Source organism: Paenarthrobacter sp. AB444 (assembly GCF_028736865.1).
In the GTDB taxonomy this organism is placed as follows: Bacteria; Actinomycetota; Actinomycetes; order Actinomycetales; family Micrococcaceae; genus Arthrobacter; species Arthrobacter nicotinovorans_B.
This window is the reverse complement of sequence record NZ_JAQZBY010000001.1, coordinates 239,377-251,937: the sequence shown is the minus strand read 5'-3', so window position 1 is coordinate 251,937 and position 12,561 is coordinate 239,377. Positions and strand designations below refer to the sequence as shown.

Genomic DNA, 12,561 nt, shown 5'->3' with positions numbered 1-12,561 from the left:
AGCAGTGCATGCACTTTGGATTCGAGGAGGCGCACGAGGATGAATCGCATCACCGACATCTGGGGACCACGGACGCCGTTTCAGGCAGGGCAGGAATGGCCGGTCCGCGTGGATCTCGCCCTCAAAGAGGGACTCCCTGAAGGCGAGGTGGACCGCTGGGTCCAATCCGCCTGTGTTCTCTGCAGCAACGGCTGCGGTTGCGACATCGCTGTCAAAGATGGCGTCATGGTTGGTGTCCGCGGCCGCTCCCAAGACCGGATCAACAAAGGCCGACTCGGGCCGAAGGGCCTCTTTGCCAGCTGGCAGGGTGTAGCCAATCGGGATCGCCTGACCCGGCCCATGATCCGAGAGGGTGGGCGATTGGTGGAGACCGACTGGGACACGGCAATGGGCCGCATCGTCAACCGGAGCAAGGAGCTCCTGGACACGAAAGGTCCGTTGAGCCATGGCTTCTATACCAGCGGGCAGCTCTTCTTGGAGGAGTACTACGCACTGGCAGTGATCGGGAAAGCGGGGATTGGAACTCCGCACATGGATGGCAATACCCGGCTGTGTACGGCTACCGCGGCGACTGCGCTCAAAGAGACCTTCGGGGCCGATGGCCAGCCCGGAGCCTATGAGGACATCGACAGCTGCGATGCCATCTTCCTCTACGGCCACAACATGCCCGAGACCCAGACCGTCCTGTGGTCCCGTGTCCTGGACAGGCTGACGGGACCGACGCCACCCAAACTCGTGTGCATCGACCCCCGGAACACCGAAGCAGCGCGTTATGCGGATGTGCACCTGGCGCTCCGCCCGGGAACAAACCTCGCCCTGATGCATGCATTGGTCCGCGAGGTCATTCACCAAGGCTGGTTCGACGACCAGTACGTCAATGAGCACACTCTTGGCTTCGAAGAACTGAAGCAGACCGTTGAACCATGGACCCCGGCGGCTGCTGCCGAGGTCTGTGGTGTCAGTGCGGACGACATCATGATGGCCGCCCGGATCTTCGGAACGACGCCGAACGTGCTTTCGACCGTCTTGCAGGGTTTCTATCAGTCATCGCAGGCCACGGCCTCGGCATGCCAGGTGAATAATCTGCACCTTTTGCGGGGCATGCTGGGCAGGCCAGGCGCGGGCCTGCTTCAGATGAACGGGCAGCCCACCGCCCAAAACAACAGGGAATGCGGGGCCGACGGCGACCTGCCGGGCTTCCGTAACTGGAGCAACAAGGATCACGTCGAGGAATTGGCCAAGCTGTGGAATGTGGACCCGGGTGTTATCCCGCATTGGGCACCGCCCACCCACGCGATGCAGATTTTCCGCTACGCCGAGCAGGGTTCCATCAACTTTCTCTGGGTATCGGCTACGAACCCTGCAGTATCGCTGCCTGAACTGGCGAGGATTCGGCGGATCCTGGCCAAGCCGGAGCTCTTCCTCGTGGTTCAGGATCTCTACCTGACCGAAACGGCGGCGCTGGCCGACGTCGTCCTTCCTGCTGCCGCCTGGGGGGAAAAGGTGGGGACCTTCACCAGCGCATCGCGCGTGGTTCACCTTTCGGAAAAGGCCGTGGAGCCGCCGGGCGGCGCCCGCGCGGACTTGGATATTTTCCTCGATTACTCCCACCGGATGGGCTTCTCCACTATTGACGGTGGGCCCCTGCTCGAATGGAAAGGGCCCGAAGAGGCTTTTGAAGCGTGGAAGGAATGCTCGCGTGGACGGCCATGCGATTACACCGGCCTCAGCTACGGCAAGCTACGCGGCGGCAGCGGAATTCCCTGGCCCTGCACAGAGGATCACCCGGAGGGAACCACCCGGCTCTACAGTGACGGTGTCTTTCCCAGCCGTCCTGACTACTGCGAGAACTATGGCCACGACCTCTTGACCGGGGCTGAGGTGGGGTCCGAGGCCTATCGGGCGATGGCACCCAACGGGCGTGCCTTGCTTAAGGCAACCGCTTACCACCCCCCTCATGAGGAACCCGACGATGAATATCCTTTGCGGTACAGCACGGGCCGCACGGCCTACCACTTCCATACCCGTACCAAGACGGCGCGCTCCCGGGAGCTTAATGCTGCGGCTCCCCGAATGTGGGTCGAATTGTCCGCCGAAGATGCCTCGGGTCTGGGGATCAGCGAAGGCGACCTGGTGCGGGTGTCATCGCGGAGGGGGCGTATCGAGGCTCCGGCGCGGATCAGCGGCGTCCGGCCCGGTACCGTGTTCGCACCCTTCCACTACGGCTACTGGGACACGCCGCGCAGCGGTGAGACCCTTGAGTCCCATGCAACCGCAGCCAATGAGCTGACACTCACCGAATGGGATCCTGTGTCCAAGCAACCCGTCTTCAAGAATGCCGCTGTGAAGGTTGAGAAGATCGGCGACGGTACGGGACCGGCACCCGCGCCGAACACCACGGCCTCCCGGCCGGAGGGGAGGCGGCCATGAATCTGGATGTCTATCTGGGACTCTTGGCCCACAGCGAGAAAACCCTTGCCGAGTCTCTGAGGCAGGTTTCCGCCGGCCACGGTGCGGAACCGGATGTTCACTTCATTTGCCAAAGCCTGGCCACGCAGTCGGATCACCACGGGGAACTTCTGGATCCGGTTATCCAGCGTTACGGTGGGTCCGGCAACGAACGGGAGCCAGAGCGGCTGCACGCCCAAGGGCTTTCGACGACGCGAAGCGGTCCCGTAGGACTGTTGCGCGACCTTCAGGACGTGTTTGTTCTGGCCAGTCTTGTGGACATCACCTGGACCGTCGTGGAGCAAGCCGGCCAGGCGCTCCGCGACGAGGAGCTGCTGTCCGTCGTCGAACAGTCCCGGGTAGAGACCCAAGGACAGCTGCGGTGGTTGAGGACCCGCATCAAGCAGGCCTCGCCCCAGGCCTTGCTCGTGGCCGAATAGCCTGTCTTGCGTATTTCCGTTGACACCCGTCCGGACATCACGTGGGCAGGGCCACCATGTGGTGACCCTGCCCAAGCTGCGCTGGCATCCTTCCTGCGCCCGTCTTTCGGGCTACCTGTTGCGATGGTGTGCAGAATGCGATTCCCAAGCGCCCGCCGGGAAGACTGCTCCCGGCGACTTTTCGAAGCGCTGCGCCCTTACATGATTCCGGTGGGGACCAGCAGCGCCCACGCCAGGGCCGGCGCCACCAGGACAACACCGCCCGCGTAGGCCATGAGCTGCTTGTACACGCGCTGGCGGTCCTCGTCGCGGGCGTTGGCCACTACCAGGGCCCCATCGGTGGAGAAGGGCGATACGTCCACTACGGTTGCCGCGATGGCCAGCGCCGCTACGGTACCTGAGGCGCTGAGGGAACTGGTCGCCAGAAGGGGGCCGGCCAGTGGAATGAAAGCGGTGAGGAGGGCGGTGGAGGACGCGAAGGCCGAGCCGACACCGATCACGTAGCAGAGGACCAGTGCGATCAGCAGCGGCGCACCAAGTGCCAATGCCATCTCCGCGAGGGTGTCAATCACGCCGACGTGCTGAAGCAAGGAAACGTAGGTGATCATGCCGGCAACCAGCAGGACAGTGGACCAGGAGATGCCGCCAATGAAGGTCTTGTGCTCCTTGATGTTGACCAGGGCCAACAACAGTCCTGCCGACAGGGCCACGAAGCCAATCGGCATGCGGAAACCGAGGGTGCAGACGAGGATCGCCAGGATGAGTGCCAAGGTGAGGATCTGCTGGCCGCTGGGACGTCCGACTCGGGCTGTGTCGAGTCCGGCGTACTCGTTGGAGTGCTTGTCGCGCAGCTTGCCCATGAGGGCGAAGAGCACGATCGTCAGGGCCGACAGAATGAAGTTGAGGGCGAAGCTGGCCAGGAACAACGCGCCCTGGTCGATGGGAAAGTCGTTCTTGTGTGCGATGTCGTGGACGAGGACGCCCGCCACGGACAGGGGCGAGAAGCCGCCTGCGTGGGCTCCGTTGATGACGAAGGCGCCCATGAGGACGGGGTGGATGCGCGATTCGTAGGCAAGGCCCAGTGCGGCCGGTGCCAGCAGCGCAACAGCGGCAGGGCTGAAGGTGCCCAGCGAGGTGAGTGCGGCGGCCATGAGGAAAAAGACCCACGGCAGAAGCATGGTCTTGCCCCTGACCATCCTGACGCAGCTTTGGACGATGATGTCGATGGAACCGTTTCGCTGCGCCATGCTGAAGAAGTAGGTGACGCCGATGATCGTCAGGACGATGCTGGCGGGGAATTCTTCGAGAATCTGCTTGTCGGTCATGCCGAGGACGAAGTAGCCGACGCCGAAGGAGGCCACCAGCCCCATCACACCGATGTTGAGCGGCCACTTGGTGGCGACGACGAACATCACCACCAGGATGACCAGCGGGATGATCTGCGTGGCGGTCATGGTCGGCTCCGATTCCGGGGTGGCCGCCGGGTTGAAGATGGCACCCCCGAACAGGATGGCGACCAGGCCCAGGATGACGGAAGCGGCAACCGTTACCAGCAGGATACGGCGGCGTGTGGTGGGACGCTTGGAACGCTCGTCCTGAATGTCGCGCTCTGCCTCGGGCGCTGGTTGGTAAATAGTCTTAGCCATGGTGTTCTCTCCTCATCGAGTGGCTGTTTCCAGTGAGGCTTCGACGACGTTGCCGAGAGTCTCCGGTAGGTGGATGATGCTGGTGGCGATGGTGCGGGCCGTGCGGTCAACGCCTACAAGGACCGAACCGAGGTGTTCCTCGCTCCATGTTTCGATGACACCGGCGGGTGTCTTCAGTTTCAGCGCCGCGCCGGCGGCTCCGCCCGTGATGGCGTTGATCACGGTGCCCGGCGTCCGCGCCGCAAGCGTCAGGGCGATGCTTCCAGTGATGGCCAGGGCCGGGTGCGGCTTGCCCATGGAAAGCATCATGACGTTGACGTCGGAGCCGGGGTTCGCGCCGTGGGGCGGACCGACGATGGCCAACTTCGGCACGGCCCGTGCCGCCTGTCCGGGAGTCGGGGCCATCCCCATCCGGACTGCTCCCTGGCGTCGGATGGCGTCCAGGGTGTCCAGGTGCTGTTCCACACCTTCCTTCCACGAGTCGTAGTGTGCTGTGTCCAATCCAAGATCTTCGGCGCGGACAATAACCACTGGAGCCCCGGCATCCACCATGGATACTGTCCAGGACTTTCCCCCGGCCAACACGGTGTCGCTTGGAGCGCCCGTTGGCAGCAGCTGTCCGGTCGTTTTGCCGGCAGGATCCTTGAAGCCGAGGCCCACTTTGAATCCGGGAAAGGCGACGCCCGGCATCTGCGCGTCCGGGACGATCGGCAGGGCACCGGAGGGCGTTGCAACCTGTTGGATGATGAGCTGGTCGGTATTCGTATTGCGGGTGACAATACGCGTGGTATCACCTTGTGGGGTGACCCACCCTTTTTCGATGGCGTAGAGACCTACTACGGCTGAGCAGTTTCCGCAGTTGCTGCCCCAGTCGACGGTTGCTTCCTCGATGCCGACTTGGGCAAAGGTGAACTCCACGTCAACGGAGGGATCCGATGGGCGGCGGAGGATCATCGCTTTGCTGGTGGTTGAGGTCGCCCCTCCCACACCGTCGATTTGCCGGGAATCGGGACTTCCGAAGAGACGTGGCAGCAGTTGGTCCAGGTCAATGCTGGTTTCGTTGAGGTTTTCGGTTTCGAAGACCCAGCACTTGCTGGTTCCTCCGCGCATCCATTCCGCTTCAATCTTCATCAGTCCTGCACTCCTTCTGCCGTTCCCGGCGGGCTCTTCATTCAGCATGAGCCGGATCACACATGAAGACAATGTGCGATAATTGAGGGAGGGTGTAGCAGTGCTTCATTCACTGACGCAGGAGGGATGGATGACGCCCTTTCCAGCTGTTGAAGGGGCTAAGTGAGCTAATGGATGATTGATATCCCGGTATCCCTGTATAGAATTAACCAAATTTGCAGAAGGGTACAGAATTGCTTAACGATGAAGCCCAAAATTTATACGACATCCGCAGGCTTGCTCTCTTGGTCGAGGTGGTGGAGCAAGGTTCGATCACCGCAGCAGCTGACACCATGATGTACACCCCTTCCGCCGTGTCCCAGCAGTTACGCAAACTCGAGCAGGAGGTAGGCCAGCCGCTGCTGAACAGACGCTCGCGGGGAGTAGTGCCCACGGAGGCCGGCCAGGTACTGGCGGGCCACGCGCGTAAGATCCTCGGACAGATCCGTGCAGCCCAATCGGATATAGACCAAATCGCGGGCCTCCGGCGGGGCTCGCTGACCATCGGCACCTTTCCCACCTTGGCGGGCTCTTTTCTCCCGGTTGTAATCCGGGCCTTCAAAAAGCGCTACCCCGCCATCGGACTGTCCGTTCGAAGTGCCCGGTTCGATGAGTTGGTGTCGGACCTGGAGTCGGGAGTTACTGGCCTATGCCTCCTGTGGGACTACCCGTGGAATCGCTTCGAAGACGAGTCGATCAGGACCACTGAGGTTTTCCAGGAGAGTACCGTCATCCTGGTGGCGAAGGGACATCCTCTGGCAGATCGCGACGAAGTGTCCATGAACGAACTGCGCAAGGAATCGTGGATCGTCCGCGCGGAAGCCCACCCCGTAGTGGAGGTTCTCCAGCGCTCTGCGCACGACGCCGGTTTTGAACCGACCATCGGATTCCTGGCCAATGACTACCAGGAAGCGCAGGCCATGGTGAGTGTTGGCATGGGCGTGGCCATGGTGCCAAAGACAGCTGTGGCGTTGCAACACCCCGATGTCAGGGTCCTGGGCCTTGGCTCCGCGGCCCCGCTTCGCCGCGTGCTGCTGGCCCAACGCCAAGACAAGGTCTATGCACCGGCCGAGGTGGCTTTTCACACCACCCTTCTGGAAATCGCGCGCGAACGCGGCAGCGATTACCTCTGACTTCGGATGGCGGGCCGGCCAAACCGCAGGCCCGCCTCAGGTCAGCTGGTCGAAATCACCACGCGCCCACGCAGCGTGCCGGGCCGCCGACAGGCGCAGAATCTCCCGGGCGTCAGTACTGATGACGTTATTGAAGTTGCCATAGATCCGGTCGAAGGTGAGTTGTCCCAGTTGCGCGGCGATCCGCAACGCTACATCACCGGAGAGCGGAAGATGGTTTGGGTAGCTGCGCATGAACGCTATGGAGCGACGGTCCGGATTGGGAAAGACGCTGTCGCCGGTGAGCAGGACACCTCGCCCCTGTGCCCCCGCTGCCCAGTGGGCCACGGCGCTGCCCGGGAAATGGCCCCCGGTTTGGTGCAGGACCAGTCCTTCCGCAAGCTGCAAGCTCTGCGACCAGTAGGTAATCATGGGATCCTCGCGCCCAAGCCAGCCGCGGTCGGCGTCGGCAACGAACACGGGGACGCCCCCAAGCCGACGCGACCACTCCACTTGGACTCCGAACATGTGTGGATGGCTCGAAGCGATGGCCAGCACAGGACCACGCTCCAACACGGAGCGCACGAGGTTGTCATCGACGTAGCCGATTGGATCCCAAAGCAATGAACCTTGAGGCGTCACCACCAACTGGGTGGTCTGTCCGATCCCTACCTTCGGGGCGGTGCTGATGCCGAGGAGCCCCGGCTCGTTCTCCTTCAATGGAGCCTGTTGGCCTGCCTGCTCCAGCTCCTCCAGTGTGAGCCAGGCTTGCCCCTCCAAGGGAACGTATTGTCGTTCATCAGTGCAGATGGGACACGAAGCGGGTACGGGATCCTCGCGTTCGACGGCGCAGGTTGCACAGATCAGCATTCGTTGTTCCTCCCAGGCATTTTGCCCAGACTATGACAAAAGAAATTCTCCCGGAAGCGAAATCGGGGCGTTCCTTCCCCTGGTGGGGCGGGCCAAATATGCGTGAGGGGGATTTCCCCTGCATAGTTAATGTCTTGGGCTTGCATTGATGGGTACAGTCACCGCAAGAATGCAGCACGGAAATGAACAGGGGCTCGACTTTGGCAGGGAATGCAACCTTCCGGCACAGCAACACCGCACTGCTCTCGGTGAGCAGCGTCGAAGCTCCGAGAATTGTGAGTTCGACAGACTTTGACCACAGGCTCGCATCCACCTTGAAGCGTCTGAAGTTTCCGCCCCGTTTGCTGGAGCGGGTAGCCGGCATCACCCACCGCAGATGGTGGGCAGCGGGAACATCCTTCGATGACGCCGCTGTTGACGCGGGGGCCAAGGCCATGGCGGAAGCTGGCGTGGAAGCTTCCGAAATCGGTCTGCTGATCAATACCTCCGTGACCAGGCGAAACCTGGAACCTTCAGTGGCGGTCAAAATCCACCATGAACTCGGCCTGCCATCGTCGGCTCTGAATTTCGATCTGGCCAACGCCTGCCTGGGCTTCGTCAACGGCATGATCCTGGCGGCCAACATGATTGACTCCGGCCAAATCAAGTATGCGGTGATTGTGAACGGCGAAGATGCCCAAAGCACCCAGGAAGCTACGTTGGAAAGACTGCAGCGGCCGGACACCACACGGGAAGATTTCAACCGGGAATTCGCCACGCTGACGTTGGGATCGGGCGCTGCCGCGGCTGTCCTGGGGCCCGCGGACGAGCACCCTGGCGGCCACAGGCTCGTCGGGGGCGTGATGCGGGCAGGTACCGAGCACCACCAATTGTGCGTAGGCGGTATCGACGGCATGACTACAGACACCAAAGGCCTGCTGGATGGCGGCCTTCAGCTGGTGGTGGATGCCTGGCATGAGGCCCAGCCGGAGTGGGACTGGGCAGCGATGGATCGTTATGTCACCCACCAAGTCAGCAACGCCTACACACAAGCAATCATAAATGCCATCGACCTGGACCCGGACAAGGTGCCCATCACCTTCCCGCACTGGGGGAACGTTGGCCCTGCTTCGCTGCCCATGACCCTCGCTGCCGAGGCCCAATCGTTGACTTCCGGAGACCGGGTTTTGTGCATGGGAGTCGGTTCGGGCCTGAACGCAGGGATGGTGGAGATCGTTTGGTAGCCACAAGCTGGCCTGGCGTCGACCCTGAATGGTCGCGGATAGTTCTAGTCAGGTCGACGTCGGCAGTTGACGCGCCCGGCACAACCCACCGCTGGCACATTCTGGATAACGGCCCCCAACTGGCCCGGCGTGGCCTGACTCCTGCCGGCACTCTGCTGTGTGTCCATGGGAATCCCACGTGGTCCTATCTTTGGAGGACACTGCTGGCTGCGGGATCCGATGCCGCCCATCCATGGCGCGTCGTCGCCGTTGACCAACTGGACATGGGCTTTTCGGAGCGAACAGGCACTTTCCGTCGTCTGCACGATCGGGTCAACGACCTTGGCGATCTCAGCGATGCCTTGGGCCTGGACGGCCCGGTCACCACGGTAGGCCATGACTGGGGAGGAGTCATCAGCCTCGGCTGGGCCCTGGCTCATCGGGACAATCTAGCAGGCGTGGTCCTCACCAACACGGCCGTCCACCAGCCCTCGGGTACGAGTATCCCTCCGGCGTTGCAGCTCGCCCTGCACCCTGCGGTGCACAGCTGGGGCACCACCACTACAGATGCCTTTCTCCGGGTGACCCATTCCTTGGCCCATCCGCCGCTGCACACCGATGTCCGCAAAGCCTATATGGCTCCCTATCGAGGCGCGCACCGCCGCTTGGGTGTGGGGAACTTCGTGGCCGATATTCCGGTGGATGAAACCCACCCCAGCTTCACTGCCCTCCACGATATCGCGGAGGGTCTGCGCGGACTTGACGTGCCGACCCTAATGCTGTGGGGCCCCAAGGATCCCATCTTTTCCGACAGGTACCTCAAGGACCTGATGGAGCGGCTTCCGCAGGCGGACGTCCATCGCTTCGAAGGCGCCGGTCACTTGGTGGCAGAGGACAGGGACATCGCCACGCCACTCTTCCAGTGGCTCGCTGGCCGCGGTGAAGCCGTCGGCGGCCGTGGGGCTGACAGTCGCCCGCCCGAGCAAACACGGGATGAGCCCTTCCGCCCGTTCTGGAATTCCTTGGAGACGCTGGCCAGCGGAACTGACGGCACGGAGACGGCCGTCGCCGAAATGGGCAGCGACGGCAAGATCAGCCGCTCGCTGAGCTGGCAGCAACTGCATCGGAACATCCTGGATCTCCAGGAAGGACTCCACGGGGCCGGCGTGGGCAGCGGAACGCGAGTGAGCCTGATGGTTCCGCCCGGCGTGGACCTCACCGTGACGCTCTACGCCTGCTTGCGGTTGGGCGCCATCGTGGTGGTAGCCGACGCCGGGCTGGGAGCCAAAGGACTCAGCCGGGCAGTAAAGGGCGCAACCCCCGATGTCATCATTGGCATCGACAAGGCCTTGGTCGCGGCCTCACTGTTCGGCTGGCCGGGGCGTCGGTTCAGCGTGCGCGACCTTCCTGCGGGCCGCCGTCGAATGCTTGGAGCCGAAACCTCGCTCGATGCCTTGGCGAGGCAAGGCGCAGCAGCTGCGCACCGATCACAAGCGGACTACGTCGAACCTGACGCGCCCGCGGCAATTCTCTTCACCTCTGGCTCTACCGGCCCCGCGAAAGGTGTCCTCTACACGCACCGGCAACTGACCGCGATGCGCGATACCGTCGGTGGAACCTTCGGCATCCAAGCCGGTTCCAAGCTGGTGGCAGGCTTTGCTCCGTTCGCTCTGCTGGGGCCGGCGCTCGGTGCGGTCTCCGTCACCCCTGATATGGACGTTACAGCGCCAGGCACTTTGACTGCAGGGGCCCTGGCGGACGCAGTGGCAGCTATCGATGCGACGGTGGTTTTCGCCGCGCCTGCTGCGTTGCGGAATGTGGTGGCTACCGGTGACGCCCTGACTGGACCGGGTCGCGAGGCCTTGGGCAAAGTAGGACTGCTGTTGTCCGCCGGCGCGCCGGTGCCGGAGCCACTGCTGTCCCGTGTCCAGAAACTGTTGCCCCACGCGTCGTTGAGGACCCCTTATGGCATGACCGAAGCGCTCCCGGTCACCGACATCAGCCTTCAGCAGATCCAGGCCGCTGCAACTGACGCGGCAACCGGTAATTGCCTCGGTGCGGGTAACGGTGTTTGCGTGGGGACGCCCGTGCAGGGGGCACGCCTGGCGGTCATCCCCTTGGATGGGCACGGCAAGGCCTCCGGTTCGTCTCCGGTAACTGAAGCCGCCGTCACAGGGGAAATCCTGGTGAGTGCCCCGCACGTCAAGCAAGCCTACGACAGGCTGTGGATGACCCAACAGGAAAGCGTCAATCCGTCGGGATGGCACCGTACCGGCGACGTCGGCCATTTCGACGCCGAAGGCCGGCTGTGGGTGGAAGGCCGCCTTGTCCATGTCGTCACCGCGCCCAACGCCGTGGTGACGCCGGTAGGTGCGGAACAAGCCATTGAGCAACTGGAAAGCGTCCGTCTTGCGGCCATTGTCGGGGTCGGGCCCATTGGCACCCAAGCAGTGGCCGCCGTCGTCGAGACCGTACCGCCCGCCCCCAAAGCGGGTCCGGCGGCGCCGCAGCTGGCCGCCAGTGTCCGGCGTGCTGCGTTTGCGGCCGGCGTCCAGGTTTCGGCTGTGCTGCAGGTGCCGGCGCAGCCGACGGATATCCGACACAACGCCAAGATCGACAGGACCCGCCTGGCCCGTTGGGCCAACCGTGTACTGGCCGGCGGCCGCCCGGGGAAGCCATGAGGGTCCTCGTTACGGGAGCCAGCGGGCTTCTGGGCGGTGAGGTGGCGCGCGTCCTGGTGCGCCAAGGCCACGAGGTCACCACCTTTCAGCGGAGACGCTCGGGAGTTGACGGAGCTAGGGACGTTTGCGGTTCGGTGACCGACGACGCCGATGTGCTCCGGGCGGTGGACGGCATGGAAGCAATCGTCCATCTGGCAGCGAAGGTTTCCTTTGCGGGCCGTGCTTCGGACTTTCACAATGTCAATGTCGAGGGGACACGGCGCCTGCTCGAGGCAGCCCGCACAGCGGGAGTGCGGGACACGGTGTTCGTCTCCTCTCCGTCGGTTGCGAACTCCGGTCAGGCCATTGCCGGCCTTGGGGCAGAACCTGCAGACCCGTTGCGGGCGCACGGCCACTATTCGCGAACCAAGGCTGAAGCGGAACTATTGGCCCTGGCCTTCGATGCCCCGGAGTTCAGGGTCGCCGCGGTACGGCCACACATTGTCTGGGGCCCCGGCGATACCCAATTGGTGGAAAGGGTCCTGGCGCGGGCCGCACAGCACCGCCTGCCGCTTCTCGACGCCGGGGCGGCACTGATCGACACCACCTATGTGGACAATGCTGCATCGGCAATAGTTGCAGCCCTGCATCGGTTGGACCATGTTCGGGGTAAAGCGCTGGTGGTGACCAATGGCGAGCCGCGCCCCATTGGCGAGCTGCTGGCTGACATTTGTGCGGCCGGGGGAGTTCAAGCGCCCACCTGGGCGGTGCCGGGCGTCGTTGCGAGGTCCGTCGGCTCCGTGGTGGAAAAAGTTTGGACATGGTCGCGGCGCAGCGACGAGCCCCCAATGACGAGGTTCCTCGCTGAACAGCTCTCCACTGCGCACTGGTTTGATCAACGCCAGACCCGGCGGCTTCTTGACTGGTCGCCGGTGGTGACCCTTGATGAAGGATTGGCCCGGCTGGCAGAGTACTACAAAGGCAGAAGAAGCGACCTGACACCGAAGGACTGA

At 63.1% G+C, this 12,561-nt stretch carries 9 protein-coding genes; 6 read left to right on the top strand and 3 right to left on the bottom strand.

Annotated features, from left to right (window positions below; translation table 11 throughout):
- Positions 1-39: 39 nt before the first annotated feature.
- Both PQ627_RS01130 and PQ627_RS01125 read left to right on the top strand, forming a co-directional pair.
- Positions 40-2,430 carry a molybdopterin oxidoreductase family protein gene (locus PQ627_RS01130; protein WP_274257967.1) on the top strand — a complete coding sequence of 797 codons (2,391 nt, stop codon included), beginning with the start codon at positions 40-42 and terminating at the stop codon, positions 2,428-2,430.
- Positions 2,427-2,888: a hypothetical protein gene (locus tag PQ627_RS01125; RefSeq protein ID WP_144658692.1), complete on the top strand. Its 462-nt coding sequence runs from the start codon at positions 2,427-2,429 to the stop codon at positions 2,886-2,888. Before PQ627_RS01130 ends, PQ627_RS01125 begins: the two co-directional genes overlap by 4 nt.
- A 197-nt stretch (positions 2,889-3,085) precedes the next feature.
- Here PQ627_RS01125 and PQ627_RS01120 read toward each other — a convergent pair whose 3' ends face one another.
- On the bottom strand, positions 3,086-4,534 hold the full coding sequence (locus tag PQ627_RS01120) for an SLC13 family permease (protein ID WP_274257966.1): 1,449 nt from the start codon (positions 4,532-4,534) through the stop codon (positions 3,086-3,088).
- A gap of 12 nt (positions 4,535-4,546) precedes the next feature.
- Complete coding sequence (locus PQ627_RS01115) at positions 4,547-5,665, bottom strand: PrpF domain-containing protein (protein WP_144658694.1); 1,119 nt, start codon at positions 5,663-5,665, stop codon at positions 4,547-4,549.
- A 233-nt stretch (positions 5,666-5,898) separates the two neighbouring features.
- Here PQ627_RS01115 and PQ627_RS01110 point away from each other — a divergent pair, with 233 nt between their 5' ends.
- The gene (locus PQ627_RS01110; RefSeq protein WP_274258323.1) at positions 5,899-6,837 is read left to right on the top strand and encodes a LysR family transcriptional regulator; all 939 of its coding nucleotides are present in this window, start codon (positions 5,899-5,901) and stop codon (positions 6,835-6,837) included.
- Positions 6,838-6,873: 36 nt separating this feature from the next.
- On the opposite strand, the gene PQ627_RS01105 is transcribed toward PQ627_RS01110, so the two are convergent.
- Complete coding sequence (locus PQ627_RS01105) at positions 6,874-7,686, bottom strand: hydrolase (protein ID WP_274257962.1); 813 nt, start codon at positions 7,684-7,686, stop codon at positions 6,874-6,876.
- Between the two features lie 200 nt (positions 7,687-7,886).
- Between PQ627_RS01105 and PQ627_RS01100 the strand changes: the two genes are divergently transcribed.
- From PQ627_RS01100 to PQ627_RS01090, 3 genes are read left to right on the top strand one after another with little or no spacing between them, the layout of a single operon-like run.
- Positions 7,887-8,909 carry a 3-oxoacyl-ACP synthase III gene (locus PQ627_RS01100; RefSeq protein WP_144658696.1) on the top strand — a complete coding sequence of 341 codons (1,023 nt, stop codon included), beginning with the start codon at positions 7,887-7,889 and terminating at the stop codon, positions 8,907-8,909.
- A complete protein-coding gene (locus tag PQ627_RS01095) occupies positions 8,903-11,569 on the top strand; it encodes an alpha/beta fold hydrolase (RefSeq protein ID WP_274257959.1) in 2,667 nt (888 codons plus the stop codon). The genes PQ627_RS01100 and PQ627_RS01095 overlap by 7 nt, the downstream gene beginning before the upstream one ends.
- Entirely contained in the window at positions 11,566-12,561 is a 996-nt protein-coding gene (locus PQ627_RS01090; protein ID WP_274257958.1) for an NAD-dependent epimerase/dehydratase family protein, read from the top strand. Before PQ627_RS01095 ends, PQ627_RS01090 begins: the two co-directional genes overlap by 4 nt.